25 protein-coding genes are annotated in these 26,802 nt (G+C 73.8%); 8 read left to right on the forward strand and 17 right to left on the reverse strand.

Annotated features, from left to right (window positions below):
• The first annotated feature begins 106 nt into the window (after positions 1–106).
• Positions 107–661 (forward strand): PPA1309 family protein, encoded by a 555-nt coding sequence (locus tag ACFZAU_RS05675; RefSeq protein ID WP_500459257.1) that lies wholly within the window; start codon positions 107–109, stop codon positions 659–661.
• 61 nt (positions 662–722) lie between these two features.
• On the opposite strand, the gene ACFZAU_RS05680 is transcribed toward ACFZAU_RS05675, so the two are convergent.
• The 4 genes from ACFZAU_RS05680 to ACFZAU_RS05695 all read right to left on the reverse strand — a co-directional run bounded on the left by ACFZAU_RS05680 (position 723) and on the right by ACFZAU_RS05695 (position 3,779).
• Positions 723–1,790 (reverse strand): YlbL family protein, encoded by a 1,068-nt coding sequence (locus ACFZAU_RS05680; RefSeq protein ID WP_500551226.1) that lies wholly within the window; start codon positions 1,788–1,790, stop codon positions 723–725.
• Between the two features lie 44 nt (positions 1,791–1,834).
• Positions 1,835–2,002 (reverse strand): hypothetical protein, encoded by a 168-nt coding sequence (locus tag ACFZAU_RS05685; RefSeq protein WP_018561540.1) that lies wholly within the window; start codon positions 2,000–2,002, stop codon positions 1,835–1,837.
• A 155-nt stretch (positions 2,003–2,157) separates the two neighbouring features.
• Positions 2,158–2,616 carry a molybdenum cofactor biosynthesis protein MoaE gene (locus ACFZAU_RS05690; RefSeq protein WP_499606894.1) on the reverse strand — a complete coding sequence of 153 codons (459 nt, stop codon included), beginning with the start codon at positions 2,614–2,616 and terminating at the stop codon, positions 2,158–2,160.
• A gap of 59 nt (positions 2,617–2,675) precedes the next feature.
• Positions 2,676–3,779: an SDR family oxidoreductase gene (locus ACFZAU_RS05695; protein ID WP_500459255.1), complete on the reverse strand. Its 1,104-nt coding sequence runs from the start codon at positions 3,777–3,779 to the stop codon at positions 2,676–2,678.
• A gap of 128 nt (positions 3,780–3,907) precedes the next feature.
• Between ACFZAU_RS05695 and ACFZAU_RS05700 the strand changes: the two genes are divergently transcribed.
• Together ACFZAU_RS05700 and ACFZAU_RS05705 are read left to right on the forward strand one after the other, a co-directional pair.
• Positions 3,908–5,356 carry a zinc-dependent metalloprotease gene (locus tag ACFZAU_RS05700; RefSeq protein WP_500551227.1) on the forward strand — a complete coding sequence of 483 codons (1,449 nt, stop codon included), beginning with the start codon at positions 3,908–3,910 and terminating at the stop codon, positions 5,354–5,356.
• Positions 5,353–5,880, forward strand: coding sequence for an NUDIX hydrolase (locus ACFZAU_RS05705; protein WP_500551228.1), 528 nt, complete (start codon positions 5,353–5,355; stop codon positions 5,878–5,880). Before ACFZAU_RS05700 ends, ACFZAU_RS05705 begins: the two co-directional genes overlap by 4 nt.
• Positions 5,881–5,913: 33 nt before the next feature.
• On the opposite strand, the gene ACFZAU_RS05710 is transcribed toward ACFZAU_RS05705, so the two are convergent.
• The 4 genes from ACFZAU_RS05710 to ACFZAU_RS05725 form a co-directional block, all read right to left on the reverse strand.
• Complete coding sequence (locus tag ACFZAU_RS05710) at positions 5,914–6,675, reverse strand: AIM24 family protein (protein WP_500551229.1); 762 nt, start codon at positions 6,673–6,675, stop codon at positions 5,914–5,916.
• A gap of 16 nt (positions 6,676–6,691) precedes the next feature.
• Entirely contained in the window at positions 6,692–7,375 is a 684-nt protein-coding gene (locus ACFZAU_RS05715; protein ID WP_499606907.1) for an AIM24 family protein, read from the reverse strand.
• Positions 7,376–7,388: 13 nt separating this feature from the next.
• Complete coding sequence (locus ACFZAU_RS05720; RefSeq protein WP_500551230.1) at positions 7,389–9,062, reverse strand: TerD family protein; 1,674 nt, start codon at positions 9,060–9,062, stop codon at positions 7,389–7,391.
• 89 nt (positions 9,063–9,151) lie between these two features.
• The gene (locus ACFZAU_RS05725) at positions 9,152–9,727 is read right to left on the reverse strand and encodes a M48 metallopeptidase family protein (protein WP_500459250.1); all 576 of its coding nucleotides are present in this window, start codon (positions 9,725–9,727) and stop codon (positions 9,152–9,154) included.
• Positions 9,728–9,943: 216 nt separating this feature from the next.
• On the opposite strand from ACFZAU_RS05725, the gene ACFZAU_RS05730 reads away from it, so the two are divergent.
• Entirely contained in the window at positions 9,944–11,065 is a 1,122-nt protein-coding gene (locus tag ACFZAU_RS05730) for a TOMM precursor leader peptide-binding protein (protein WP_500551231.1), read from the forward strand.
• A 70-nt stretch (positions 11,066–11,135) separates the two neighbouring features.
• Positions 11,136–12,506, forward strand: a complete 1,371-nt coding sequence (locus tag ACFZAU_RS05735; RefSeq protein WP_500459248.1) for an ABC1 kinase family protein — start codon at positions 11,136–11,138, stop codon at positions 12,504–12,506.
• Positions 12,507–12,527: 21 nt separating this feature from the next.
• Here the strand turns inward: ACFZAU_RS05735 and ACFZAU_RS05740 are convergent, their stop codons facing one another.
• From ACFZAU_RS05740 to ACFZAU_RS05760, 5 genes are all read right to left on the reverse strand, one after another.
• The gene (locus tag ACFZAU_RS05740) at positions 12,528–12,728 is read right to left on the reverse strand and encodes a hypothetical protein (protein ID WP_326572546.1); all 201 of its coding nucleotides are present in this window, start codon (positions 12,726–12,728) and stop codon (positions 12,528–12,530) included.
• A gap of 73 nt (positions 12,729–12,801) precedes the next feature.
• Positions 12,802–13,113, reverse strand: coding sequence for a putative WhiB-interacting protein (locus ACFZAU_RS05745; protein WP_500459247.1), 312 nt, complete (start codon positions 13,111–13,113; stop codon positions 12,802–12,804).
• Positions 13,110–13,511: a WhiB family transcriptional regulator gene (locus ACFZAU_RS05750; protein ID WP_500551232.1), complete on the reverse strand. Its 402-nt coding sequence runs from the start codon at positions 13,509–13,511 to the stop codon at positions 13,110–13,112. The genes ACFZAU_RS05745 and ACFZAU_RS05750 overlap by 4 nt, the downstream gene beginning before the upstream one ends.
• A 104-nt stretch (positions 13,512–13,615) precedes the next feature.
• On the reverse strand, positions 13,616–13,894 hold the full coding sequence (locus ACFZAU_RS05755) for a hypothetical protein (RefSeq protein ID WP_500459401.1): 279 nt from the start codon (positions 13,892–13,894) through the stop codon (positions 13,616–13,618).
• A gap of 164 nt (positions 13,895–14,058) precedes the next feature.
• Entirely contained in the window at positions 14,059–16,293 is a 2,235-nt protein-coding gene (locus tag ACFZAU_RS05760; protein WP_500551233.1) for an ATP-dependent DNA helicase UvrD2, read from the reverse strand.
• Positions 16,294–16,446: 153 nt separating this feature from the next.
• Between ACFZAU_RS05760 and ACFZAU_RS05765 the strand changes: the two genes are divergently transcribed.
• Positions 16,447–16,704, forward strand: a complete 258-nt coding sequence (locus tag ACFZAU_RS05765; RefSeq protein WP_499606927.1) for a mycoredoxin — start codon at positions 16,447–16,449, stop codon at positions 16,702–16,704.
• Positions 16,705–16,758: 54 nt separating this feature from the next.
• On the opposite strand, the gene nudC is transcribed toward ACFZAU_RS05765, so the two are convergent.
• The 3 genes from nudC to ACFZAU_RS05780 are packed head-to-tail and all read right to left on the reverse strand — an operon-like array spanning position 16,759 to position 22,610.
• Positions 16,759–17,712: an NAD(+) diphosphatase gene (gene nudC, locus ACFZAU_RS05770; RefSeq protein WP_500551234.1), complete on the reverse strand. Its 954-nt coding sequence runs from the start codon at positions 17,710–17,712 to the stop codon at positions 16,759–16,761.
• 43 nt (positions 17,713–17,755) lie between these two features.
• Positions 17,756–19,144, reverse strand: a complete 1,389-nt coding sequence (locus ACFZAU_RS05775; RefSeq protein WP_500551235.1) for a dipeptidase — start codon at positions 19,142–19,144, stop codon at positions 17,756–17,758.
• A gap of 10 nt (positions 19,145–19,154) precedes the next feature.
• On the reverse strand, positions 19,155–22,610 hold the full coding sequence (locus ACFZAU_RS05780) for an ATP-dependent helicase (protein ID WP_500551236.1): 3,456 nt from the start codon (positions 22,608–22,610) through the stop codon (positions 19,155–19,157).
• A 118-nt stretch (positions 22,611–22,728) separates the two neighbouring features.
• Between ACFZAU_RS05780 and ACFZAU_RS05785 the strand changes: the two genes are divergently transcribed.
• Together ACFZAU_RS05785 and ACFZAU_RS05790 are read left to right on the forward strand one after the other, a co-directional pair.
• The gene (locus tag ACFZAU_RS05785) at positions 22,729–23,007 is read left to right on the forward strand and encodes a type II toxin-antitoxin system Phd/YefM family antitoxin (protein WP_500551237.1); all 279 of its coding nucleotides are present in this window, start codon (positions 22,729–22,731) and stop codon (positions 23,005–23,007) included.
• Between the two features lie 28 nt (positions 23,008–23,035).
• Entirely contained in the window at positions 23,036–23,380 is a 345-nt protein-coding gene (locus ACFZAU_RS05790) for a PIN domain-containing protein (RefSeq protein ID WP_500551238.1), read from the forward strand.
• A gap of 10 nt (positions 23,381–23,390) precedes the next feature.
• On the opposite strand, the gene ACFZAU_RS05795 is transcribed toward ACFZAU_RS05790, so the two are convergent.
• Positions 23,391–26,678 (reverse strand): ATP-dependent helicase, encoded by a 3,288-nt coding sequence (locus ACFZAU_RS05795; RefSeq protein ID WP_500551239.1) that lies wholly within the window; start codon positions 26,676–26,678, stop codon positions 23,391–23,393.
• Positions 26,679–26,802 lie beyond the last annotated feature (124 nt).

The following is a 26,802-nucleotide window of genomic DNA, read 5'->3' on the forward strand; positions in this document are numbered from 1 at the left end:
TCGGACGCCGTCCCGGCGCCCACTGATGCAACTTACTCAGCGTTTACTCAGTTCCCCAAGGCTCCCGATTGGGGATGCGGGTCACAGAACAGGCAGGATATTGAGCATGTCCAACATCACGTCCGAGGGTGCGCCGCTCGCCGCGAACCCGCTCACCCGTGCCGTCCTGGAGATCGACGACTACGCGTCCGGCCTCGGCTGGGACCAGCCCGCCCGGCTCTTCGCCCTGGTCGACACCGCGGCGCTGCGCGCCCAGGAGCCGAAACTGGCCGAGGAACTCGGCCTCGGCGGCGACAAGGCCGCCGGACTGACCCCGATCGAGCAGGACGAGCTCCCGCCGGGCGCCGCGCTGGACGAGTTCCTCGCCACCATCGCCTGGCCCGGCGTCGTCAGCGGCTGCGCCCTCACCGTGGAGCGGCTGATGCTGCCGCCGTCCGCCGAGGAGTCCATCCCGGAGGGACTGGACGACGCCGCGCTGGCCCGCTGGGTCGCCGGTCACCCCGACCGCCAGGAGGTCCGCATGACGGTGGGCGTGCTGCGCGACGGTTCCCGGGAGTCCGCGGTGCGGCTGCGCGAGAAGGACTCCCCCACCGAGGTGCTGACCGGTTCCTCGCTGGTGCCGGGGCTGGCCGACGCCCTGGCGGCGACCTTCGAGGACTGACGCCGACGGCCCCGGGGAGCAGCTCCCCGGGGCCGTCGGACCGTGCGGATCGCCCGCGGGCTCAGCCCGTGGTGCAGGAGGGGAGCGCCGACGTCCTGCCCTCGCGGATGTCCTTGAGCGCGTCCATGGCGTCGTCGATGGTCTTCACCTTGACGAGGGTGAGGCCGCTCGGGGTGTCGGCCGCCGCCTCCTCGCAGTTGTCGGCGGGGGTGAGGAAGTACTCGGCGCCCTTCTGGCGTGCGCCGATGGTCTTCATGTCTATGCCGCCGATGGGGCCGACCTTGCCCTCGTCGTCGATGGTGCCGGTGCCGGCGACGAACTTGCCGCCGGTGAGGTCCTGCGGGGTGAGCTTGTCGACGATGCCCAGCGCGAACATCAGACCGGCGCTGGGGCCGCCGACGTCCGCCAGCTTGATGTCGATCGCGAACGGGAAGGTGTGCTCGACCCCGGCCTGGATGCCCACGACCGCCCGGGCCTCGCCGTCGTCGTCCGACTTCCTCGTGGTGATGCTGACGTCCCGGGTGCCGTCGCCCTTCGCGCCCTTGGGCACGACCGTGAAGACCACCTTCTGCCCCGGCTGGTGCTTGGTGACCAGCTCGGCGACGTCGCCCGCCGCCTTGACCGGCCGGCCGTCGACGGCCTTGACCACGTCGCCCGCGTGGAGTTCGCCCTCGGCCGGGGCGCCCTTGACCACGGCGGAGACGATCACCCGGGAACCGACGGGTATGCCGAGCTCGTCGAGGGCCGCGACCTTCGCGCTGTCCTGGGACTGCGTGAACTCCTCGGCGTTCTCCTGGTCGGCCTGCTCGGCCGTCTGCCCCTTGGGGTAGAGCGTGTCGTGCTCGACGACCTTCTGGTCGTGCGCCAGCCAGCCGACGACCGCCTCGACCAGGTTCATCGAGTAGTCCGCGCTCGTCACCCGCACCGTGGTCATGTTGAGGTGACCGCTGGTCGGGTACGTCTTGTGCCCCGAGATCTGCAGCACCGGGTCCCCGTCGTGCGACCCGAGCGTGTTCACCGTCGGCCCCGGCGACATCTCCGCGTACGGGACGGGCCACAGCAGCGCGACGCACAGCAGCGCTATCAGGGTCAGGGTCGATGCGAGCAGCGTCGCGGTGCGGCGTGGCATGGAACGACAGTACGGTACGGAACCGGCAGCCGCCCCGTGGGCCCTCAGGCCGGTCCGCCCGATCCGGTGCGCTGCATGGCCTCGCGGAAACGCTCGTAGTCGGCGAGCGAGGCACCGTCCCCGGTGGAGCGCGTACGCGCCGCCCAGCTTCCCCAGACGGCCGCGGCGACGGCGGCGACCAGCGGGATGAGCAACCATGCGAGCGCTGCCACTTCGGCCTCCTGGACGCGCATGCCGATCAAGAACTATGAGCAGACTAATCTTCTGCTGCTACAACGTTCAGAGCGGGTCGCAGGTTACGCAACCGCAGGTGGGCCACCCCGTGGGCCATCCGGGTGAGGTACTGGTGCGAACGCGTGCGCGGTGGTCAGTGGGCGCAGGCCCCGACCCACTCCTCGGTGCCGTCGGCGAAGGCCTGGTGCTTCCAGATCGGGACCTCGCGCTTGAGGTCGTCGATCAGCCGCCGGCAGGCGGCGAAGGCCTCGGCCCGGTGCGGGCAGGAGACGGCCACGACGACCGCGAGGTCGCCGACCCGCAGATCCCCGACGCGGTGGACGGCGGCCAGCGCCTTGACCGGGAAGTCCGCGGCGACCTTCTCCGCGACCCGGCGCAGTTCCGCCTCCGCGCCGGGGTGCGCCGAGTAGCCGAGCCCGGTCACCACGGCGTCCGAGGGGCCGTCGTGATCACGGACCGTACCGACGAACAGCGCGGTGCCCCCCGCGGAGTCGTGCCCCACGGCGCGGAAGACCTCGTCCACGGACAGCTCGGTGTCCCGGACCGCGATGAGCCGGAGGGGTTCGTCGTGCGTCTGTGCCATGCGGCTCATGCTGCCCCATCGCCCGCCATGCGGAAACCCCCTTCCGGAGCGAGTTCGCCCGGCGACGCTCAGACACCGCGGCGCCGGCGCGCCCTGCGCACCATCGCCGCCGTGCCGACCAGGGCGACCGTCGCACCCGCCGCGCCGAGCGTCGCCGCGTCCTTGCGGCCCAGCCGCCGCCCGACGACGGAGTTGCGTCCGGAGACCTCCTCCAGCAGGACGGCCAGCACCTCCTCGTTCGTCCACTTCGGGCGCCAGCCCGACTCGTGCAGCCTGCTGCCGCTGACCACCCAGGGGTGCATCGTGTACGCCAGGTCGCCCGCCGGGGACGGGGTGAGCCCCAGCCGGTGCAGCCGGGAGGCCGCGCCGAGCGCCACCGCGGGCGGCAGCTCCATGCGGCGGATGCCCGAGAGCTCCTCGACCTCCTCCTGCTCCAGCCAGCCGTCGCAGCCCACGGTCATCTCGCCGTCGACCCTCTCCAGCGCCGCGTGCTCCAGCGCCGTCACCAGGTCCTCCACGTGGCAGAACTGCCAGCAGGGGCGGCTTCCGCCCACCACCAGCAGGCGCGGCGACTCGAAGTAGCGGGTCAGCGCGGTGTCGGTGCCGCCGACCAGCACGGCCGGCCGCAGGACCGTCACGTTGAGGCCGGGGTGGGCGCGGGGGGCGCGCTTGCCGAGCCGTTCGATCTCCAGCAGGTCGCCCACGAAGGACGCCTCCGCGGTCGCGCGCAGCGGCGCGTCCTCGGCGAGGGGGACGTCGTTGTCCCCGTGGGCGCCGTAGACCATGGCGGAGGTGCACAGCACCACGCGCCGCACGCCCGCCGCGGCCGCCGCGGTCAGCACCGTCTGCGTGCCGCGCACGTTGAAGGCGCTGCGCGCCTTGGGGTCCGACTCCAGGTCCAGGTCGAGGGCGAGGTGGACGACGACGTCCACGCCGCGCAGCCGCTCGGCGATCGCCGGGTCCCGTACGTCGAGCACCGCCCACTGGGCGCCGGGGACGTCGCCGCGGCGCTCGTCGATCGCCACGACCTTCTTGACCTGGTCGGATTCGGCCAGCCGCAGCGCGAGCCGCAGGCCGACACCGGAGGCGGCGCCTGTGACGGCGACCACAGGTCCGGCGGGGGCCCTGCCGCCGCTCCGCTCTGGGCGAACGGTCGGTTCTGGGGAACTCACCAGGTGTCTCCCACGGTTGTCTCTGGTACCGGGTGCGCGGTCCGCAACCGCGGTCCGTACGCAGCCATCCTGCCTGACGGGTGTCTAGGCTGGAGGTACAGCCCACAACACACAGAGCCGAGGAAACCGTGAGCGACATCCCATTCGGATTCGGAGTCCCTCCCGAGGAGCCCGAGGAAGGGGACGACGGCAAGAAGCCGGGCGGTTCCGGCGGCGGCTCCCGGGAACCGGCCGGTCCCTTCGGTTTCGGCGGCGGGAATCCCTTCGGCGGCGGCCCCGCCGGCGACAACCCGTTCGCCGCGATGTTCGGTTCGCTGAACCCCAACGACCTGGGCGCCGCCTTCCAGCAGCTGGGCCAGATGCTCTCGTACGAGGGCGGCCCGGTGAACTGGGAGATGGCCAAGGACATCGCCCGCCAGACGGTGGCCCAGGGCACGCCGGACGGCTCCAAGGACGTCAGCGTGGGCCCCGCGGACCGGGCGAAGGTCCAGGAGGCGCTGCGGCTGGCCGACCTGTGGCTCGACGGCGTGACGTCGATGCCCTCCGGCGCCGGCTCGGCGGTGGCGTGGAGCCGCGCCGAGTGGGTCGAGGCGACCCTTCCCGTGTGGAAGGAGCTGGTCGACCCGGTCGCCGAGCGTGTCGGCACCGCGATGGGCGACGTGCTGCCCGAGGAGATGCAGGCCATGGCGGGCCCGCTGCTCGGCATGATGCGCTCCATGGGCGGCGCCATGTTCGGCACCCAGATCGGGCAGGCGCTGGGCACGCTCGCCGGTGAGGTCGTGGGCTCGACCGACATCGGCCTGCCGCTCGGCCCGGCCGGCAAGGCCGCGCTGCTCCCGGCCAACGTGGAGGCCTTCGGCCAGGGCCTGAGCGTGCCGCAGGACGAGGTCCGGCTCTACCTGGCGCTGCGCGAGGCGGCACACCAGCGGCTGTTCGCCCACGTCCCGTGGCTGCGGGCACACCTGTTCGGCGCCGTGGAGGGGTACGCCCGCGGTATCAAGGTGGACACCTCGAAGCTGGAGGACGCGGTCGGACAGCTCGACCCGTCGAACCCCGAGGCGCTCCAGGACGCCCTGCAGCAGGGCATGTTCCAGCCCGAGGACACCCCGGCGCAGAAGGCGGCGCTGGCCCGGCTGGAGACGGCCCTCGCCCTCGTCGAGGGCTGGGTGGACGCGGTCGTGCACGCGGCCGCCGCCCCGCACCTGCCGTCGGCCGGGGCGCTGCGCGAGACGCTGCGCCGCCGCCGGGCGAGCGGCGGCCCCGCGGAGCAGACCTTCGCCACGCTGATCGGCCTGGAGCTGCGGCCCCGCCGGCTGCGGGACGCCTCCCGGCTGTGGGCCTCCCTCACCGACGCCCGAGGCGTCGACGGGCGCGACGGGCTGTGGGCCCACCCCGACATGCTGCCCACCGCCGCGGACCTGGACGACCCCGACGGCTTCGTACACCGTGAGCAGCTGGACTTCTCCGAGCTCGAGAAGATGCTCGGCGAGGCCGGGGCCGGTGGCGGCCAGGGGGACGACAAGGGCGACGGCAAGCACGACGGCCGCGGCGAGGACAAGGGCGACGACGCGAAGTGAGCCTGCACGAAGACGCCGTGCGCGTCCTGAAGGACTGGTCCGCACCCGACACGGGCCAGGAACGGCTCCGGGAGACCTACCTGGCCCACCTGGAGGCCCACCCGGACGGCATGTGGAAGGCCTGCGCCGAGGGCCACATCACGGGCAGCGCCCTGGTGGTGGACCCGGAGCGCGGGCGGGTGCTGCTGACCCTGCACAAGAAGCTCGGGATGTGGCTGCAGATGGGCGGTCACTGCGAGCCGGAGGACACCTCCCTGGCGGCGGCCGCGCTGCGCGAGGGTGTGGAGGAGTCGGGCATCCGCGGGCTCACCCTGCTGCGTCCCGAGCCGGTCAACCTCGACCGGCACCTGACGCCGTGCGCCTGGCACCTGGACGTGCAGTACGCGGCCGTGGCCCCGCCCGGCGCGGTCGAGGAGATCAGCGAGGAGTCACTGGACCTCACGTGGTTCGGCTACGACGAGGTCGCCGACGTCGCGGACGGTTCCGTCCGGACGCTGCTGGCCCGCACCCGCGCGCTGCTCTGATGCGGCGCGCGGGGCGGGACCCGCGGTGGGCGCTCAGCGGTTGCTGAAGATGTTGCCCTGGTTCATGCCGTGCGCGCCCTGCTGCCCGAAGCCGTACTGCGCGCCGGCTCCCCCGCCGAGCTGGGCGTTCTGCGGCGGCATCAGCTCGCTGGGCTGCACCAGGACGTAGCCCTGGCCGAGGAAGTTGAGCTCCCAGCCCTCGCCGGTGTTGCCGCGCCGCCGCCAGACGCCGGAGGAGCTGGTCTGCGCCTGCATCTGCACCCGGAGCGAGGACGACCAGGCGACGACGGCGTCGGAGTCGGCGGAGACGTACTTGTCCGGGGTGACCGGCATCAGCAGCGGCTTGCCCGAGGTCATCAGCGCGACCTTGCCGTGCCCCGAGATGTTGAGGTTGTAGGCGCCGCTGCCGGAGATGCCGAACTGGCTGTCGACGGAGATGACCTCCCAGTGCAGCCCGGAGTCGAGCGCCAGCACATAGGCGCCGTCCACCGTCAGGCCCTCCTGGTCCACGTCGACGACGTGGATGTGCTGGGCGAGGTTGGCCAGGTAGACCGTGCCCTGCCCGGAGCAGCGCATCAGGTCCAGCCCCTCACCGGTGCGGTAGCGGGAGGAGCGCTGGGCGTGGCTCTGGTACTCGCCGTCGAACTCGATCAGCCCCTGGTACGCGACCATCGCGCCCTTGCGGGCCAGGCAGTCGGTGCGGCCGTCGAGCTTGACCCGCAGCAGGTACGGGTTCTGGAGTGCGTACTGGTCCTCGGTCTGGACCTCGGTGTAGCCGAAAAGCGGGCTCTGCATGATCTCTCGCTCCCCCTCAGCCCCGCACTCGGAGGCGGTCGGTGCTGTCCTCGCTGGGCTGTACGACGACGAAGCCCTGACCGGAGAAGCCGATCTGGAAGGCCTCGCCGCTGCCGCGCCCGATGAGGGCGGACGCCTTGAAGCTGCGCTTCGCCTTCGTCTTCAGCCCGCTCGACCAGGCCACGAGCGCGTCCGGGTCGACGTAGGTCTCGTCCTCGCCGCGGCCGCAGTCGACCACGACCGGGGTGCCGCGCGAGGTGACGGCCACCCAGCCGGTGCCCGAGATCCCCACGTTGAACAGCCCCTGGCCGGCGAACTTGGCCAGGCCCTTCACCCGCTCCACGCCCCACTGCAGGTGGGCGTCGAAGGCGAGCAGATTGCTGCCGTTGACCGACAGCGCCTCGTTGTTGAGGTAGACGCAGACCACGTCGGCGCCGTAGTCCGCGAGGTAGAGCAGCCCGTCGCCGGAGCACTTCATGATGGGTGCGCCCTCGCCGGTGAGCCACTGCGAGGCCATCTGGCGGACGGCGGGCGGGTTGGGCTCGTACTGGACGAAGCCCTCGTAGGCGACCATCGAACCGGTGCGCGCGTAGAGGTCCTGGCCGCTCTGCATGGCCACCTTCAGCATGCTGCTGCCGTGGTTCTCCATGCGGGCGGTGACCGGTGCCGGGGCGTACCCGGAGATCAGTGACTGGTCCATGACGGGCTCCCCCTCAGACCTCGTACGGCTGGACGATGATGAAGTTGCCCGGGGCGCCCCGGAACTGCAGGTTCACGGTCTCCCCGCTGTGTCCGGGGTAGGCGTTCCTGCGCAGCCGCACCTGGCTGGAGAGCACCACCTGCGAGGCGGCCGACCAGGCGACGATCGCGTTGCTGTCGGCGTAGGTCGTCGGGGTGACCGGCAGCACCACCGGGGTGCCGTGGGTCTTGACCACGACCGTGCCCGTGCCCTGGAACTGCATGGTGAACAGGGCGCCGCCGGGGATGCCGTGGCCCTCGATGCGGCGGACCTCGTGCTGCAGCGACTCGTCGAAGGCGAGCACGTTCTCGGCGGAGACGCAGATCGCGTCGCCCTGGAGCTCGATGGGGTGCAGGTAGGACGCGTCCTCGGCGAAGAAGACCTGGCCGCGGCCGGTGCAGCGCATCAGCTGCATCTCCTGGCCGGTCATGTTGCCGACGATGCGGCCGGTGAACCCGGCGCCCTTGTAACCGAATTCGACCTTGCCCTGGTACAGCACCATGCTGCCCTGCCGGGCGAGCACCGGCTGGCCGCCGGCCTGTGCGAGGTCGGCTCGCATCAGCTTCGGGTTCTGCTGGGTCCAGCGCTGGCCCGTGGGCAGCTCGCGGTACTTCTGCATGGCGGCCGCGAGCCCGGCACCCGGGGTCTGCGGGACGTGGCCGGCGTGCGGGGCCTGCGGAGGCTGGCCGAAGGCGGGCTGGCCGGGCATGCCCTGACCGGGCATCGGCTGGCCGGGGACGGGTTGACCGTACGGCGCCTGGCCCGGTGCGGACTGACCGTAGGGGGGCTGTCCCGGTGCGGGCTGACCGTACGGCGGCTGGCCGTAGGGCGGCTGGCCGGGGACCTGCCCCGGAGGCGCCTGCGGCGGCGGGACCTGGCCGAACGGCGGCTGGCCCGGGGGCGCCTGGGGCGTCGGCGTGGTCATCGGCGCCACCATGGTGGGGGCCGCGTGCACGGGCGCCGGGGCCGGAGCGGGTGCGGGCGGAGCGCCGAAGGACGGTGCGGGCTGCGGCGCGGCGGCGGGCGCGGAGGACGCGGGGGGCGCGAATCCCGGGGCGGGACCGGCCGGGGGCGCGAAGCCCGGTGCGACGGCGGGCTGCTGGGGCGCGGCCTGCTGCTCCTCGGCGACCTCGCCGCCGAAGTTCTTCAGCAGGGCGTCCAGTCCGCCGTCGAAGCCCTGGCCGACGGCGGCGAAGCGCCAGACGTCCTTGAGGTAGAAGTCGGCGAGCATCACCGCGCGCTCGGTGCTGAACTCGGCGCCCGTGAAGGCGTAACGGGCGACTTCCTCGCCCCCGGCGACGATCCGGACGTAGCCCGGGCCGACCTGCGACATCTGCCCGGCGCCGTCGATCGTCGCGGTGAAGCTCAGCTTCTGGATCTGCGGGGGGATCCGGTCCAGCGTCACCCGGAAGGATTCGGTGTCCCCGGCCTGCGCACCCAGCTGCTGGATCGCCTCCTCGGGCGACTTGGGCTGGTTGTAGAAGATGAAGTAGCGGTCGTCGGAGAGCTGTTCCCCGGCGTCGAGCCCGAAGCAGCTGATGTCGAAGCCGAGACCGGGTCCGCTGATCTGCACGCCGATGTACAGATCCGTCCCTGCGGTCAGGTCGCTGATCTTGGCCTTGTGGCCGCGCTGGAATTCCCTGGCCATCGCTAAGGACCGTCCCCCCCATCCGTACGTACCTACTCGCTGCGTTGCGCCAGGCTAACCGCTGGCCGTGACAGGGGCTATTCCCCCGGTCATTCCTCGCGTGCCGTGGGTGGGTGCGGCAGTCGGGCCGCGGCGACGACGCCCTCCAGGTACCCGCGCGCGCGTTCGGTGCGCGGGTAGGACTCCAGCAGCTTCCAGAAGTCCGCCCCGTGACCGGGCACCAGCAGGTGGGCGAGTTCGTGGAGGAGGACGTAGTCGATGACGTACTCGGGCATGCCCTGGAGCCGGTGGGAGAGGCGGATGCTGCCCTCGGCCGGTGTGCACGAGCCCCAGCGGGAGTTCTGGTTGGTGACCCAGCGCACGGTCCGCGGTATCGCGCGGCCGCCGAGGTACTGCGCGGACAGCCGCGCCGCGCGCGCGGTCAGCTCGTCGTCGCCGAGCTGCCGGCGGCTCTCCTGGGCGGCGAGCTTGTCGAGCATGACCGTCACCCACCGCTTCTCCTCGGCGACGGACATCCGGGCGGGGATGAGGACGACGGTGACGTCGCCCTCCCGGTACGCCGAGACCGTGCGGCGTCGGCGGGCGCTCCGGCGCACTTCGACCGCACTGGTCCGGGGGGCGCGCGGAGAATGGCCGGAAAGGCTCTGGGCGGGGTCGGCGGACACGCCCCGACGTTACCCGCACCGGGTCCGGGAAGTCCCGCCCCCGGTGGTGCCCGGTGGAAAAGGAGGGCGGGAAGATGCCGAGTCCCGGTCATATCGAATGATCATTCGTCGTGCCTGTGGATAACTTTCACGGCCTGTCCGTGGATTCCGTGCATGCTGGTACGGCACGGAATCGGAACGGTCCCTGGATCGGGAACTCTGCCCACGGGGGTGGCGATGCGTCCCATGCTCAAGCCGGCGATGCGCCGTAGTTGGCGCAGCCGGGAAAGCCTGCAATTCGGCGTCGACCCGGCGCACGCGGTGGTCCTGGACCCGGTGGACGGCGCGGCCGCCGCCTTCCTCGACCTGCTCGACGGCACGCGCGGGCTCGGTCCGCTCTCCCGCGAGGCCGAGTCGCTGGGGCTGCGGCCCCCGCAGGCCCGGCGGCTGCTCGGGCTGCTGGCCGAGGGCGGTGTGCTCGACGACGCCACGGCGCACGCCGAGCTGTCCGAGACGATACGGCACCACTCGGCCGCGCTGGACCGGCTCCGTCCTGACCTGGCGGCCCTGTCGGTGGTGCACTCCGACCCCGGCGGGGCGGCGGACCGGATGGGCCGGCGGCGGGCCGCCCGGGTACGGGTGGCCGGGGCCGGCCGGGTCGGCGCCACGGTCGCGGCCGTCCTGTCCGCGGCGGGGGTCGGCAGGGTCGAGGTGCGTGACGGCGGCCGGGTCGAACCCTGGGACACCGCGCCGGGCGGCATCCCCGCCGAGCACATCGGCGAGCGCCGGGACGCGGCGGCGCGCGGTCTGGTGCGCAGGGCGGCACCCGACCCGCGGGCCGCGGCGCCGGGCCGCCGGGGGCCGGCCGCCGTGCCGGAGCCCGGGCTGTCCCTGGTGGTGGTCGCGCCACGGGAAGGCCTGGCCGCCTACGCCCCCGACGCCCAGGAGGACGAGCCGCTGATGGCCGCCGGGATCCCGCATCTCTACACGGGGGTGCTGGAGGGCCGCGGAGTGGTGGGTCCGCTGGTGGTGCCGGGGAGCACGGGGTGCGCGGGATGCCTGGGGCTGCGGATGGCGGACGCCGACGCCGCCTGGCCGCGGGTGCTGGCGCAGCTGCGGTCCGGCCGGGGCGGGGTCCCCGCCTGCGACGTCGCGCTGGCCACCACGGTCGCGGGGCTCGCGGCGGCGCACGCCCTGGCCTTCGTCGACGGCGGCCGGCCGCCGAGCTGCGGCGGGCGTGTCGAGCTGGGGCTCGCCCGGCTGACGACGGAGGTGCGGCCGGTGCCGGGCGACCGCAGGTGCGGGTGCGGTGCGCACGCCGTGGAGGCGGGGGTGACCGACGACGCCGGAGGTTTGTGACACCGCCGGTGCCATGCTCCGGGAGGGGCGGGGGACAATGACGAGGTGACCGATCGGAAAGAGGGGGCGCATGTCTGATCTTCCGCGCAAAGCGGTGACCCGTACCGCCAAGTTGGCGGCGCTCCCACTGGGATTCGCCGGGCGGGCAACGCTGGGGCTGGGCAAGCGGCTCGGCGGACGCCCCGCGGAAGAGGTCGCCACCGAGCTGCAGGAGCGGACGGCCGAGCAGCTCTTCAAGGTGCTCGGCGAGCTGAAGGGCGGTGCCATGAAGTTCGGGCAGGCCCTCTCGGTCTTCGAGGCCGCCCTGCCCGAGGAGGTCGCGGGCCCCTACCGTGCCGCCCTCACCAAACTGCAGGACGCGGCGCCGCCGATGCCCGCCCGCACCGTGCACGCCGTGCTGGCCGAACGTCTGGGCGAGGACTGGCGCACGTTCTTCACCGAGTTCGAGGACCAGCCGGCTGCGGCCGCCTCGATCGGGCAGGTGCACCGGGCCGTGTGGCACGACGGCCGCAAGGTCGCGGTGAAGGTCCAGTACCCCGGCGCGGGGGACGCCCTGCTGTCGGACCTCAACCAACTCAGCCGGGTGGCACGGCTGTTCGGGCCGCTCATCCCCGGCATGGACATCAAGCCGCTGATCTCGGAGCTGCGCGACCGGGTCTCGGAGGAACTGGACTACGAGCTGGAGGCGCAGGCGCAGCACGCCCACGCGGTGGAGTTCGCCGACGACCCGGACGTGGTGGTCCCGGACGTGGTGCACCGCACGGACCAGGTACTGGTCACCGAGTGGATGGACGGGGTGCCGCTGGCGGAGGTGATCTCACGGGGCACGCCGGAGATGCGCGACCGCGCGGGCCAGTTGCTGGCGCACTTCCTGTTCGCCGGTCCGGCCCGCACCGGACTGCTGCACGCCGACCCGCACCCGGGCAACTTCCGGCTGCTCGTCGACGACGGCCCGGCGCAGGGCTGGCGGCTGGGCGTGCTCGACTTCGGCACGGTGGACCGCCTCCCCGAGGGCCTGCCGCTGCCGATAGGGACGGCGCTGCGCCTGGCGCTCGCCGACGACGCGGACTCGGTGCACGCGATGCTCTGCCAGGAGGGCTTCGTCAAGCCGACCATCGCGCTCGACCCCGACGCCGTGCTGGACTACCTGCGGCCGATCATCGAGCCCGCGGCGGTGGAGGAGTTCACCTTCGCGCGCGGCTGGATGCGCGCGCAGGCGGCGCGGATCGCCGACCCGCGCTCACCGGCGCACCAGCTCGGCAAGCAGCTCAACCTGCCGCCCTCGTACCTGCTCATCCACCGGGTGACGCTCAGCACCATCGGGGTGCTGTGCCAGCTGGCGGCCACGGTCAGGCTGCGGGACGAGCTGCTGGAGTGGTTGCCGGGCTTCTCCGGGGAGGGCCTGGCCCCGCTGTCCGAGACCGAGGACGCCTCGGCCTAGGCACAGGGGCCCCGGGCGGCGCTACCACCAGGAGGAGTCCAGCCGACCCTCGATGCTGCGGATGTTGGTGCGGGCGCAGTCGTCGCAGAAGTACACGCGACTGCCGTTCTCGACGGAGCAGGTCCAAGTGAGGGGGAGTCCCTCGGCGACGGCCCCGCACCGGGCACACGTCGTCGTCGTAGGAGCAGTCCCGACCCGTTCGAATTGAGTCTTCTGGTCCACTTCGTGACGATATCGCGGGGCCGGTCGAAATCGACCGGCCCCGCGGCTGTGTGTCGTTGCCGATGTGCCGGCGCTACTGCATCACGGCCATCGCCAGCGCCCGGCGGGCGCGGAGCGAGGCACGCTCGGCACGGCGCTGCAGGCGCCGGGCCTTGAGCACGCGGAGGGCCATCCGTTCGTGCTCGGCCTCGTAGAGGCGCTCTTGCATATGGGCACGGGCCAGGGCTTCTGGCATGAGTTGCATTTCGAGGTTCCTGTTCTGACGCTCAGCGGGAGCGTCGGAGGGCGGGGCGGGACGTTCGGTGGCGGACGGGCTCATCGGGGCCTGCTTCTTGGGGTCGTGCGTGAGGGGACGGTCGATCGTTCCGACGGCTGGGCGCTTCATGCCACAACCGCGTTCTTGCGCGGACGGCCACGGGGACGCTTGCGCGGCACCACGACGCCCTGGACGAAGAGCTCGCCACCCCAGACACCCCAGGGCTCACGGCGGTCCTTCGCGCCGGCGAGGCAGGCCTCGCGGACCGGGCAGGTCTGGCACAGCGACTTGGCGTACTCGACGTCGGCCGGGGACTCGGCGAAGAAGACCTCCGGGTCGTAGGTCCGGCACGGGACGGGGACGCCGAGGCGGTCGATCTCGTCGTCGAGCTCGGTGAGGGGCAGCAAGGGGACCTCCGGGTCAGGGTCAGGCGGTGCGGCGCGGAGTGCCTCGTCACCAGCGCGGTGCTGGATGACGGGCGGGCGTGCGGGGGCGGGTACGGACGGTGCGTGCGGGGTGAGATGCACGATCGCTTCGTTCCTCGTCTGTTTGTCGGGGGGTGGGAAAACAGAAGGGCCGCGGATCCCGGTCTGGGATTCCGCGGCCCTGAAGGCGCCGGCCTGATCGTCGATCAGACTGGATCACTCCAGGGTTCGAGCCCGCGGAAGGCCCACTTCGGGTGCTGCTGCTTCTGGTTTCCGGCACCATTGGTCGCCGCAAAGGCATAGGCCTGAGCCTCAGCCATCACTGCCACCACCGGCGCCTGCGTCGGTCGCTCGCCGCCGCGCTCTCGAATGGAGAGGACAGTGGTGGGCAGACCGCCGGACAGGCGGCTGGACAGACCGGTGCCACGGAGCGAGGCACCAAGGGAGCAGGCGGCGGCGACCGGACGATCGGTCATTTTCGTCATGAAGCTGGTCACTGGTCTCGCCTCCTCTCGGCGTCTCGTAGGGCTGGTCTGGCAGGTGGTGCTGGGTCAGTACATCACGGATTCCACCGCTCCGGGAAGGTCCTTCACAGAGCCGCGTCGTTCGCGCTCACGCAGGCTATGGGGATTTCCTCGGGGCGCGCAAACTATTTTCCGGGCTCTTCTGCAACGGCTTCGTCAAGTGCCTCGCCACCGGCCTCGGCACCCGCCTCGCCGCCGGGCTCGCGGCCCTCGCACAGGGCGAGGACGTCGGCGCCGAACTTGTCGAGTTTGCGGGCGCCGACGCCGGAGATGACGGACAGTTCCCCCTCCGTGGTGGGCCGCACCTCGGCGATCGCCAACAGCGTCTTGTCGGTGAAGACGCAGTAGGCCGGCTGGCCCAGTGCCTTCGCCTGCTCCACCCGCCACTCGCGCAGCCGCTCGTACAGCGCCTCGTCCATGTCGGAGGGGCAGTCCTCACAGCGCATCAGCTTGATCTCGCCCGCGTCGGACAGGGTGCGCCCGCACACGCGGCACTGCACCGGCCCGCGTCGCTTCCTGCCGCCCGAGCCGCGCTCCACGCCACCCGTGGCGGCCGAACGGCCGCCCGCCCGGCCCCGGGCCGCCGAGCCGGGCCGCAGCCCGTCCAGGAAGCGCGAGGGGCGCCGGCCGCCGCGGCCGCCCGGCGAGCGGGACAGCGCCCACGACAGGGCGAGGTGGAACCGGGCGCGGGTGACGCCGACGTAGAGCAGCCGGCGCTCCTCCTCGACCTGCTCGTCGGTCTTGGCGTAGGTGATCGGCATCGTGCCCTCGGTCAGGCCGACCAGGAACACCGCGTCCCACTCCAGGCCCTTGGCGGCGTGCAGCGAGGCAAGGGTGACGCCCTCGACGGTCGGGGCGTGCTGGGCGCCGGCGCGTTCGTCGAGCTCGGCGACGAAGTCCGCGAGCGCGGCCTCGGGCCGGGCCCGGGAGAAGTCCTCGGCCAGCCGCACCAGGGCGGCCAGCGACTCCCAGCGGTCGCGGACCGCGCCCGATCCGGCCGGCGGTTCGGTGGACCAGCCGCGGGTGCTGAGCACCGCCCGCACGTGGCCGGGCAGGTCCGCGTCGTCCACTCCCGGGTCGGAGCCGCCGCCGGCCCGCGCGGCACCGCGCAGCAGCATCCCGGCCTCGCGGACCTCGGGACGCTCGAAGAAGCGCTCGGCGCCGCGCAGCTGGTACGGCACGCCGGCGTCGGCGAGCGCCTGCTCGTAGACCTCGGACTGGGCGTTCACCCGGTAGAGCACGGCGATCTCGCTGGGCCGCACGCCCTCGTCGATCAGCTCGCGGATCCGCCGGGCGGTGCCCTCGGCCTCGGCGGGCTCGTCCGCGTACTCGGTGTAGACCGGTTCGGGGCCGGCCTCGCGCTGCGAGACCAGTTCCAGGCGGTGCTGGGCGGCCTGGCCCCGGGCCTGGGACAGCAGCCCGTTGGCCAGGTGCACCACCTGGGGGGTGGAGCGGTAGTCGCGGACCAGCTTGACCACCGTGGCCTCCGGGTGCCGGCTGCGGAAGCCGAGCAGGAACTCCGGGGTGGCGCCGGTGAAGGAGTAGATGGTCTGCGAGGCGTCGCCGACGACGCAGACGGTGTCCCGGCCGCCGAGCCACAGGTCCAGCAGGCGCTGCTGCAGGGGGCTGACGTCCTGGTACTCGTCGACGACGAAGTGCTGGTACTGGGAGCGGACGGCCTCGGCCACGTCCGGCCGGTCCTCCAGGACGCCGACGGTGAGCAGCAGCACGTCCTCGAAGTCGATCACCGCGCGGTCGCGCTTGAGCTGCTCGTACGTCGTGTAGACCCGGGCGATCTCGGCGGGGTCGCGCGGCACGTCGCGCGCGGACTTGGCGGCGGCCCCGGGATAGTCCTCGGGGGCGGTCTGGGTGACCTTGGCCCACTCGATCTCGGCGGTGACGTCCCGCAGCTCGCCTCGGTCCAGCCGGATGCGGGAGCGGGCCCCGGCCTCCGCGACGAGCTGGATCTTGCGCTCGAGCAGCCGCGGCATCTCGCCGCCGACGGCCCGCGGCCAGAAGTACTGCAGCTGCCGCAGCGCCGCGGAGTGGAAGGTGCGCGCCTGCACGCCGCCCGCGCCGAGCTGCCGCAGCCGCCCGCGCATCTCCCCCGCCGCGCGGGCGGTGAAGGTGACCGCGAGCACACTGGCCGGCTGCATTATCCCGGCCCGCACCCCGTACGCGATCCGGTGGGTGATCGCGCGCGTCTTGCCCGTGCCGGCTCCGGCCAGCACGCACACCGGGCCGTGCAGGGCGGTGGCCACCGCGCGCTGCTCGGGGTCGAGCCCGGCGAGCACGGCGTCCGGCGACTCCGGGACGGCGGGGAAGTCCGGGAAGAGCGGGGAGTGGGTTGGTGCAGTCACCCCGCCATGCTGCCAGGTCCCGGGAGACGGGCGGGAAAGTTATCCACAGCTGAGGTCGGATGGTCGTACCGCGAACGATTGCAAGGAATGCCGCGGCGAGGGGTTAGCGTTCTGGGATCGACGTCATCCCCAGCCTTGAAGGAGCGAACACCGATGTCCGGCACTGTGACGATGTACAGCACCACGTGGTGCGGCTACTGCCGCCGCCTGAAGGGCCAGCTGGACCGTGAGGGCATCGCCTACACGGAGGTCAACATCGAGCACGACCCGGACTCGGCGAAGTTCGTCGAGAGTGTCAACGGGGGCAACCAGCTCGTCCCGACACTGCTGGTGGCGCCCAAGAGCGGCGCCGAGGCCGTGGCGCTCAGCAACCCCAGCCTCGCCCAGGTCAAGCAGGCCCTCGCGGGCTGAGGCAGGTCCCGCCCGGCCGCGCGTCAGCACGGCCGGGCAGCGCCGGGCCCGCCCTCAGCGGCGGGCCGGCAGCGGCATCCCGTACCAGCGCTCGATCAGCCGCGCCGCGATGGAGATCCCGTACGGCGGCAGGACCTCGCCGGTCTCCATCGCCTTGCGGTACTCCTCGCGGGAGAACCAGCGCGCCTCGTGGAGTTCCTCGCCGTCCACGGTGATCTGCGCGGACGTGGCGCGCGCCATGAAGCCCAGCATCAGGCTGGAGGGGAACGGCCAGGGCTGGCTGGAGACGTACGCCACCTCGCCGACGGTCACCCCGGCCTCCTCGGCGACCTCCCGCACCACGGCCTGCTCGATCGACTCGCCCGGCTCCACGAAGCCCGCCAGCGTCGAGAAGCGCCCCTCGGGCCAGTGCGCCTGGCGGCCCAGCAGCGCCCGGTCCTCGTCGTCGGTGACCAGCATGATCACCGCGGGGTCGGTGCGCGGGTAGTGCTCGGCGCCGCAGGCCGGGCAGCGGCGGATGTGGCCGGCGGCGGCCACCACGGTGCGCTCCCCGCAGCGCGAGCAGAAGCGGTGCATGCGCTGCCAGTTCTCCAGCGCGACCGCGTGCACCATCAGGCCGGCGTCGCGGTCCGACAGCAGGGCCCCGACCTCCCGGAGCCCGGCCGGGCGGGCCGCCTCGTCCAGGCGTCCCGGCAGCGAGTCCTTCTGCAGCGCGAAGTAGCGGACCCCCTCCTCGTCGACGCCGAGGAAGTAGCGGTGCACCTCGCTCTCGGGCGCCTCGAAGCTCGGCATCATCACCAGCTCGGGGCGGCCGTCCGGGGTGTCCTCGACCAGGACCTGCCCCCCGGAGACCACGAACACCCTGGTCGCCGGGTGGCTCCAGGCGGCCGCCAGCCACGCCTCGTCGAGCCGGTGCTCGGAGGCACGGTCCACGCCCGACGGGCGGGCGAGGGGCGGCGGGAAGGCGGTCACGTCGAAGGTGGCGCCGGTTCCGGACGTATCGGACAAGATTGCTGTCAACTCCCCGTAGCGCGCGGATGGGTGCGGATGCTTACAGAGTCGTGAACTCGCTCCAGAGGTACGCGGACGTCTCCACGCCCTTGAGCAGAAGGTCGAGCTCCACCTTCTCGTTCACCGAGTGCCAACCGTCGGACGGCACGGAAATTCCCAGGAACAGGACGGGGACATCGAGCACGTCCTGCAGGTCGGCCGCCGGACCGGAACCACCCTCGCGGGTGAACAGGACCTCCTTGCCGAAGGCCCGGCCCATCGCCCGGGTCACCGCGCGCAGCGCGGGGTGGTCCAGCGGGGTCAGACAGGGGCGGGTGGCGCCCCAGAAGGTGATCTCGTGCCGGATCCCGGCCGGGACACGGGCCGCGACCCAGTCGGTGACCAGCCGCTGCACCCGGTCGGTGTCCTGCCCGGCCACCAGCCGGAAGGACAGCTTCAGCTGTGCCGAGGACGGCACGATGGTCTTGCCGCCGGGGCCCTGGTAGCCGCCGCCGATGCCGTTGACCTCGGCGGTCGGCCGGGCCCAGACCCGCTCCAGGGTGGAGTAGCCGGCCTCGCCGCTCGTCGCGTGCGACCTGGCGGTGCGCAGCCAGCGCTCCTCGTCGAAGGGCAGCCGGGCGAAGAGCTCGCGCTCGTGGCCGCTGAGCTCGACGACGCCGTCGTAGAAGCCGGGGATCGTGACGCGGCCGTCCGCGTCGTGCAGCGCCGCGGCGAGCCGGGCCGCCTCGGTCGCGGGGTTGGGGACGGCGCCGCCGAAGGAGCCGGAGTGGATGTCCTGGTCGGGGCCGTACAGGTCGATCTGGCAGTCGGCCAGGCCGCGCATGCCGGTGCAGACGGTGGGGGTGTCCTCGTCCCACATGCCGGTGTCGGAGACGATCGCGGTGTCGCAGGCCAGCCGCCCGGCGTGGGCGCGCACGAGGTCGGTGAAGTGCGGCGAGCCGGACTCCTCCTCGCCCTCGATCAGCAGCTTCAGGTTCACCGCGGGGGCGGTGCGGCCGGTGGCGGCCAGGTGGGCGCGGACCCCGAGTGTGTGGAAGAACACCTGGCCCTTGTCGTCGGCGGCGCCCCGCGCGTACATCCGGCCGTCCCGGACCCGCGGCTCGAAGGGGTCGCCGTCCCAGCCGTCCTCCAGGGCGGCGGGCTGCACGTCGTGGTGGCCGTAGACGAGCACCGTCGGCGCGTCCGCGGCGTCGGACGGCCACTCGGCGAAGACCGCGGGGGCGCCGGGCGTCTCCCAGACCTCCGCCACCGGGAAGCCGGTCTCCTTCAGCTTCGCCGCCAGCCACTCGGCGCTGCGCCGTACGTCGGCGGCGCGCTCCGGATCGGCCGAGACCGAGGGGATCCGCAGCCACTCGGCGAGGTCGCCGAGGAAGGCCTCGCGATGGGCTTCGACGTACGTGCGGACGACGCTGTCCGGGGTGGTGCTCATGGCCTTGAGCCTATCGGGCGACGCCGGGACCTCCGGCGTCGGCACCGGACGCGGTCCCGGGCCCGGGTTCCGGCCCACCCAGCAGCAGGCGTTCCAGCGCGGCCCGGTCCGGCAGCGGCCCCGGCCGGCTCACCTCCCCCGTCCTGACGTGCAGGAAAGCGGCCGTGACCTGTGACAACGGCACCCCGTACCGCTCGGCCCAGGCGAGCCGGTAGACGGCCAGCTGCAGCGGGTCCGCCGTGCCGGACCGCCCGGTCTTCCAGTCGACGATCTCGTAGCTCTCACCCTCCCGGTACACCGCGTCGATCCGGCCGCGGATCACCCTCCCGGCGAGGCCGATCTGGAACGGCGCCTCGACACGGTAGGGGGTGCGCTCGGCGTACGGGGTCCGCAGGAACGCCTCCTTGAGCGCGGCGAGGTCGCGCTCGTCGGCGATCTCGTCGTCGCCCTCGATGCCGGGCAGCTCCTCGGGGGCGATCAGCGGCAGCTCCTCGAAGCGGGACTCGACCCAGGCGTGGAAGCGGGTGCCGCGCCGGGCCGCGGGCTGCGGCGGGCGGGGCATGGGGCGGGCCAGCTCGCGGGCGAAGCCGTCGGGGTCGGCGGCCAGCCGCAGCAGCGCCGAGGCGCTGAGCGTGGCGGGCAGCGGGACGTCGCGGACGGCCGCGCGGGAGCGGAGCAGTTCCTCGGTGAGGGCGTCGAGGTCCCGGTCCCAGGACGCGACGGCGCGGGCCTCCTCGGGGAGCAGCCCCTCGTCGCCGCTTCCGTGGCCGGACGCGGGCGGGCCGGGCTGGCCCGGGATGGCGGGGCGGGGCGCGGACGCGTCCCCCCTGTCGCCCGCGTCGTCCGGGCCGTAGGGGCCCTCCTCGTACGGGTCGCCGTACGCGTCGTAGCCGTCGTAATCCCCGTAGCCGTCGTACTCGTCGTACGGCGGCGGCTCCTCCTGGTCCTCGGGGGGTGGCCAGTCGGGGTCGGGCGGGGCTGCCGCCGGGTACGCGACCGGGGCCCGCAGGTGGGCCAGCACCCTGCGTGCGGCCTCGCGGCGGCGGGCCAGGGCGGCCTCGTCCAGGGGCAGCGGCCACGGCGTCTCACCCGTACGGGTCAGCGCCGGGTTGCCGGTGTCCGGCGCGGGCTCCTCGGCCCAGTGCTCGACCTCGCCGTACCCGGCCTCGCAGTGCGCGCGCAGCGCCTCGAGGAAGGCGGACGGGCCGAAGGGCCGCTTCTGGCTGGGCCCCCACCAGTGGCCGGAGCCGAGCAGCAGGGAACGCGGGCGGGTGAAGGTGACGTAGCCGAGCCGCAGTTCCTCGACCCGGTTGTGCTCGGCCATGGCCGCCTTGAACCCGGCCAGGCCCGCCCGGGACCACTCCTCCACGTCGGGCAGGGTGGCGGCGTCACCGCGCAGTGAGTGCGGCAGCACCTTGGCGTTGAAGTGCCACAGCTCACGGCCCCGCTCGCTCGGGAACCCCTTGCGCACCAGCCCGGGGACGGCGACGACGTCCCACTCCAGGCCCTTGGACTTGTGCGCCGTGAGCACCTTCACCGTGTTCTCGCCGCCGGGCAGCGAGCTGTCCAGGCCCTTCTCGTACTGCGCCGCCGTGCGCAGGAAGCCGAGGAAGGCCAGCAATGTGGCGTCGCCGTCCAGGGAGGCGAAGCCGGCCGCGATGTCCAGGAAGGCGTGCAGGGTCTCCCGGCGGCGGGCGGCCAGCGCGTGCGGGGACGCGGAGAGCTCGACCTCCAGGCCGGTGACGGCCAGCACCCGGTGCAGGACGTCCATGAGCGGGTCGGCGAGGGCGCGGCGCAGCTCGCGTATCTCGGTCGCCAGGCGCGCGAAGCGCACCCGCGCCTCGGCGGAGAAGGGCAGGCGGTCCGCGGGCTCGCCGTCGACGAAGGTCTCCAGGGCGTCGGCGAGCGAGATCACCTCGGCCGGGTCGACGCCCGCCACCGCGGCCGCCAGGCGGTCCGCGGTGTCGCCGCGGCCCGGCACCAGCAGCCGCGCCCGCCGTCCGAGCAGGGCCAGGTCGCGCGGCCCGATCCGCCAGCGCGGCCCGGTGAGCAGCCGGACGAGGGCGGCGTTGGCCGTCGGGTCCTGCAGCACGTCGCAGACGGCGACCAGGTCGGCGACCTCCGGAAGGTGCAGCAGCCCGGAGAGTCCCACCACCTCCACCGGCACGTCACGGGCCACCAGCGCCGCGTGGATGTCGGCGAAGTGACCGGCGGCCCGGCACAGCACGGCGATCTCGCCGGGCGCGGTGCCGGTGCGGACCAGGTGCGCGATGGAGTCGGCGAGCCAGGCGATCTCCGCCTCCTGGGTGGGCAGCAGCGCGCAGCGCACGACGCCGTCCCGTTCGGCGCCGGGCGCCGGCCGCAGGGCCTCGACGCCCTCGTGGCGCTCGCGCAGCTCGGCGGCGAGGTCGTTGGCGAGGTCGAGCAGCCGGCCGCCGCTGCGCCGGTTCTCCGACAGGGACTGGCGCCGGGCGGGGCTCCCGTCGGCGTGCGCGAAGTGCACCGGGAAGTCGTCGAGGTTGGCCACCGAGGCGCCGCGCCAGCCGTAGATGGCCTGGCAGGGGTCACCGACGGCGGTCACCGGATGTCCCGTGCCGTCGCCGAACAGCGCGGAGAGCAGCAGGCCCTGGGCGACGGAGGTGTCCTGGTACTCGTCGAGCAGCACCACGGCGTACTGCTCGCGCAGGATGCGGCCGACCTCGGGGCGGGTGCGGGCCAGGGTCGCCGAGAGGGCGATCTGGTCGCCGAAGTCGAGCAGGTCGCGCTGCTTCTTCTCGGCGCGGTACGCGGCGGCGAGCCCGGTCAGGTCGATGCGGGCGCGGGCCGTCTCGGGGAGCCTGCGCAGATCCGCGTTGCCCAGCCGGATGCCGCCGAGGGCGGCGAGCCACTCCCGGTCGTGGGCGAGCAGCCGCTCGGGCGGCACCAGGTGCTCGGCGAGCTCGCCCTCCAGCGCCAGCAGATCGCTGACCAGGTTCGGGATGCCCTTGGTGAGCGCGGGGAAGGGACCGGGCGCGGCGCGCAGGACGCGCGCCGCCAGCTGGTAGCGCGTCGCGTCGGCGAGCAGCCGGGCGGTCGGCTCCAGCCCGATGCGCAGTCCGTGCTCCTTGAGCAGTTGTCCGGCGAAGGCGTGGTACGTCGAGATCTGCGGCTCGCCCGGCGCGTGGTCGGGGTCCGCCGGGTCGGGGTCGCCGACGCCGGCCCGGACGAGCGCCTTGCGCACGCGCTCCGACAGCTCACCGGCGGCCTTGTTGGTGAACGTCAGCCCCAGCACCTGCTCGGGCGCGACCTGCCCGGTGCCGACCAGCCACACCACGCGCGCCGCCATGACGGTCGTCTTCCCGGAACCGGCGCCGGCCACGATCACCTGCGGGGCGAGCGGCGCGGTGATGCACGCCAGCTGCTCCGGGGTGAACGGGATGCCCAGCAGCTCCTTCAGCTGCTCGGGACCGGTGATGCGGGAGGACACGAAGGGGAGGTTATCGGGCACCACCGACAGCGGCCGCCGCCGCCCGGTCCGCAGGCTGTCACCCGCTCGGGGACGTTGCTCCCCAACGATGCGGAACATCACGTCCTACGTTGGGGGCATGGAGCGCATCCCGGTACGCGAGCTGAACCAGAACACCAGCGCCGTGCTCGCGCGCGTGCAGCGCGGCGAGACCTTGGAGGTGACCGTGAGCGGAGCCCCCGTCGCCCGTCTCGTGCCCGTCCCGGGCAGCCAGTCCGTGCTGGACCGCATGGTCGCCGAGGGACGCGCCACCCCACCCTTGTCCTCCGGCCCGGTCCCGGTGCCGCCCCTGCTCGGCGCCCCGGAGACCGACACGGCGGCGGCACTCGTCGCGCTGCGGGACGAGGAGCGCTGGTGATCTGCCCCGGGAGCAGGGCACACAGGAGTTGGTCGCCTGGCTGAACGACCGCCCCGACGAGCCCTTGGTGTCCTCCTCCCTCGTCGAGGTGGAGGTGCCGCGGGCCTTGCGCCGATCGGCCCCGCAGGCACTCGCCGGGGTCCCCGGGCTGATCGTCCGGCTCTACCGGTTGAGGACCGACGCGACCGTCCGTGCCACGGCTGCCGCGTACGGCGATCCTCTGCTCCGCTCGCTCGGCTCGATCCATCTGGCGACGGCGCAGCTGCTCGCCGATCAGGTGGGCGCGGATCCGCTCGTGTTCGTCACCTACGACCGGCGCCTGCTGAAGGCCGCCCAGGACCTCGGGCTGACGGCCGAGGCTCCCGGGGGCTGAGGCTCCCGCCTCACTCCACCACGTGCCGGCCCTCCGGGCGGCCGCTGCAGGCAGCGCGGAAGGCGCAGTTCTCGCAGTGCTGTCCGGTGGAGGGGGTGAACCGCTCGTCGAGGACGCGGGCGGCGGCGTCGGCGAGCAGGGAGTCGGCCCAGTCGCCGCTCAGCGCCTCCTGGTGCTGGACGGTGGGCTGGGCGTCGCCGCCGTCGCGGCGGGCGGCCCCGATGCGCAGCTGGACGAGTTCGGCGCCGCCTGGGGCGGGCCGGGTGCCGTGGAAGAGCTCGTCGACGGCGCCCTCGCGGACGGCCAGCTGGTAGACGGCGAGCTGCGGGTGGCCCTCGACCTCGGCGGCGGTGGGCTTGGCCTTGCCGGTCTTGAAGTCGACGACGTAGGCGTTGCCGTCCGCGTCGGTCTCGACGCGGTCCATGCTGCCGCGGATGCGGACGGCCACGTCCCCCGTCTCCAAGGTGACGTCGAAGCCGTGCTCGGAGGCGACGGCCTGCCGGCCGCGCTCCATGACGTGCCAGCGCAGGAAGCGCTCCAGGGCGGCCCGGGCGTTCTCCTTCTCCTGCTGGGACTTCCACGGCGCGTCGAAGGCCAGCGCGTTCCACACCGAGTCCAGGCGCTCCATGAGCACGTCCAGGTCGGCCGGGGTGCTGCCGGAGGCGACCTCGTCGGCGAGGACGTGCAGGACGTTGCCGAAGCCCTGGGCCGCCGTGGAGGGCGGCTCGGCCTTCACCTCGCGGCCGAGGAACCACTGCAGGGCGCAGGTGTTGGCCAGCTGGTCGAGCGCGCTGCCGGAGAGGGTGACCGGCTCGTCGCGGTCGCGCAGCGGCACCCCGGAGCGGGTCTGCTCGTACAGGCCCCACCAGCGTTCGGGATGGGCGGCGGGCACCAGGGGCTGGCCGGCGTCCTCCAGGCCCGCGAGCCTCGCCAGCCGGCGGGCGGCGGCCTCGCGCAGCGCCGGGGAGGCGGCCGGGTCGACGGTCGTGGCGCGCAGCTCGGCGACGAGGGCCGCGACGGACAGCGGGCGGCGCGCCCGGTGGGTGACGTCGGCGGGCTCGACGCCGAGTTCGGTGAGGAAGCGGGAGGGCTGGTCGCCGTCGTCGGCGGCGGCCTTCACGGCGGTCACGACGAGCCGCTCGCGGGCCCGGGTGGCCGCGACGTAGAACAGCCGGCGCTCCTCGGCGAGCAGCGCGCCCGGGGTGAGCGGCTCCGCGAGGCCGTCACGGCCGATGCGGTCGGCCTCCAGCAGCGAGCCGCGGCGCCGCAGGTCGGGCCAGAGCCCCTCCTGGACGCCCGCGACGACGACGAGCCCCCACTCCAGGCCCTTGGAGCGGTGCGCGGTCATCAGGCGTACGGCGTCGGGCCGGACGGCACGGCGGGTCAGCACGTCGGCGGCGATGTCCTGGGCGGACAGCTCCTCCAGGAAGTTGAGCGCGCCGCGGCCGCCGGTGCGCTCCTCGGCGCGGGCGGCGGTGTCGAAGAGCACGCACACCGCGTCCAGGTCACGGTCGGCGTTGCGGCCGGCCGCGCCGCCCCGTGCCGCGGCGCGCTCCAGGCGGCCCGGCCAGGGGGTGCCGTCCCACAGCTCCCACAGCGCCTCCTCGGCGGTGCCGCCGCCGGCCAGCAGCTCGCGTCCCTTGCGCAGCAGCCCGCCGAGCCGCTGGGCGCCCCGCGCGTACGAGGGGTCGTGCGCCACCAGGCGCTCGGGCTCCGCCAGCGCCTCGGCGATCAGTTCGTCCGACGGCCGCGGTACGGCCACCCCGGCGGCCCGCTCCTCCTCGCGCAGGGCGCGGCCCAGGCGGCGCAGGTCGGCGGCGTCCATGCCGCCGAGCGGGGAGCCGAGCAGGGTCAGGGCGTCCTCGACGCCGATGCCCGGTTCCGGGGCGTCGGGCAGCACGGCCTGTGCGCAGACCCGCAGGGCGAGCAGGAGCGGGGCGACGGCGGGCTCGTCGCGCAGCGGGAGGTCGTCGCCGTCGATGTCGACGGGCACCCCGGCGGAGGTCAGGGACCGCCGCAGCACGGGCAGCGAGCGGGACCCCGCGCGGACCAGCACGGCCATGTCGGACCAGGGGACGCCGTCCTCCAAGTGGGCGCGGCGCAGCACATCGGCGATGCCGTCGAGTTCGGCGCCGGGCGTCGGGTAGGTGCGGACGGCGACCGAGCCCCCCTCGCGGACCGGCGTGAGCTCGCGGTGGGCGCGCACCGCCGCGGCCGGGAGCCGGGTCAGCGGCATCCGGCGGGTGAGCAGCCGGGTGGCGGCCAGCAGACCGGCGCCGGAGCGGCGGGAGGTGGTCAGGACCCGGACGCCGGCCGGGCGGCCGTCGGCGTGCCGGAAGGCCTCGGGGAAGCCGAGGATGCCGTTCACGTCGGCGCCGCGGAAGGCGTAGATGGACTGGTCGGGGTCGCCGAACGCCACCAGGTGGCGGCCGCCGCCGGCGAGCGCCTGCAGCAGCCGCACCTGCGCCGGGTCGGTGTCCTGGTACTCGTCGACGTACACGGCCTCGTAGGCCCCGGCGAGGTGGCGTGCCACGTCGGGGCGCCCGGCCAGCAGCACCGCGCGGTGCACCAGTTCGGCGTAGTCGATGACGCCCTGCAGGTCGAGGACGTCCAGGTACTCGGCGAGGAAGCCGGCCGCCGCCGACCAGTCGGGGCGGCCCGTGCGGCCGGCGAACACGGCCAGGGCGCGCGGGCCGAGGCCCAGCTCGCGGGTGCGGGCCAGCACGGCCCGCACCTCGTCGGCGAAGCCGCGGGTCGTCAGGGCCGCGCGCAGCTCGTCCGGCCAGCGGACCCGGGTCCGCCCCCGGCGCTCCAGTCCGGCCTCGCCCGCCAGGAGCTCGCGCACCGCCAGGTCCTGCTCGGGGCCGGACAGCAGTCGCAGCGGGTCGGCGAACAGCTCGGGGTCCTGGTGGGCACGGACCAGGGCGTAGCAGAAGGAGTGGAAGGTGGTGGCCTGCGGTGCGACCGCGCCGCCCATCCGGGCGGCCATGCGGTCCCGCAGTTCACCCGCGGCCTTGCGCCCGAAGGTGAGGACGAGGATCCGTTCCGGGTCGGTGCCGCGCCGCACGCGTTCGGCGACGGCCTCGACCAGGGTGGTGGTCTTCCCCGTGCCCGGCCCGGCCAGGACGAGCAGCGGACCGCCGGGGTGCTCAACCACGGCGCGCTGCGCGGCGTCCAGTTCAGGGGGCGTCACCGGATCCGGAGCGGTCCGTAGCAGGCGGTAGCCGCCGGAAGGCCCGACCGTCCCCCCGGAGCGCCGTGCGGCGGCGTCCGTCTGGCGTGTGGAGGAGGAGGTCACGTGGTTCGCCGGTTCCGTGTGCGTGCGGGTGCGGATGCGGGGGCCTGGGCTCCCGGTGGCCGGGGGAGGCCGGGTGCCGACGGTACGCCACCGGTCACCGGGGGCGCCGCGCGTCCCGTCCTTC

Origin of the sequence: Streptomyces sp. NPDC008238, assembly GCF_042956445.1 — a bacterium.
Taxonomy (GTDB): domain Bacteria; phylum Actinomycetota; class Actinomycetes; order Streptomycetales; family Streptomycetaceae; genus Actinacidiphila.

Coding starts and splice junctions, on each gene's coding strand:
- ACFZAU_RS05735 (WP_500459248.1), top strand. CDS start 11,136: ATGTCTGATCTTCCGCGCAAAGCGGTGACCCGTACCGCCAAGTTGGCG.
- ACFZAU_RS05755 (WP_500459401.1), bottom strand. CDS start 13,894: ATGACGAAAATGACCGATCGTCCGGTCGCCGCCGCCTGCTCCCTTGGT.
- ACFZAU_RS05675 (WP_500459257.1), top strand. CDS start 107: ATGTCCAACATCACGTCCGAGGGTGCGCCGCTCGCCGCGAACCCGCTC.
- ACFZAU_RS05710 (WP_500551229.1), bottom strand. CDS start 6,675: ATGCAGAGCCCGCTTTTCGGCTACACCGAGGTCCAGACCGAGGACCAG.
- ACFZAU_RS05730 (WP_500551231.1), top strand. CDS start 9,944: ATGCGTCCCATGCTCAAGCCGGCGATGCGCCGTAGTTGGCGCAGCCGG.
- ACFZAU_RS05785 (WP_500551237.1), top strand. CDS start 22,729: ATGGAGCGCATCCCGGTACGCGAGCTGAACCAGAACACCAGCGCCGTG.
- ACFZAU_RS05745 (WP_500459247.1), bottom strand. CDS start 13,113: ATGAAGCGCCCAGCCGTCGGAACGATCGACCGTCCCCTCACGCACGAC.
- ACFZAU_RS05765 (WP_499606927.1), top strand. CDS start 16,447: ATGTCCGGCACTGTGACGATGTACAGCACCACGTGGTGCGGCTACTGC.
- ACFZAU_RS05775 (WP_500551235.1), bottom strand. CDS start 19,144: ATGAGCACCACCCCGGACAGCGTCGTCCGCACGTACGTCGAAGCCCAT.
- ACFZAU_RS05690 (WP_499606894.1), bottom strand. CDS start 2,616: ATGAGCCGCATGGCACAGACGCACGACGAACCCCTCCGGCTCATCGCG.
- ACFZAU_RS05715 (WP_499606907.1), bottom strand. CDS start 7,375: ATGGACCAGTCACTGATCTCCGGGTACGCCCCGGCACCGGTCACCGCC.
- ACFZAU_RS05680 (WP_500551226.1), bottom strand. CDS start 1,790: ATGCCACGCCGCACCGCGACGCTGCTCGCATCGACCCTGACCCTGATA.
- ACFZAU_RS05720 (WP_500551230.1), bottom strand. CDS start 9,062: ATGGCCAGGGAATTCCAGCGCGGCCACAAGGCCAAGATCAGCGACCTG.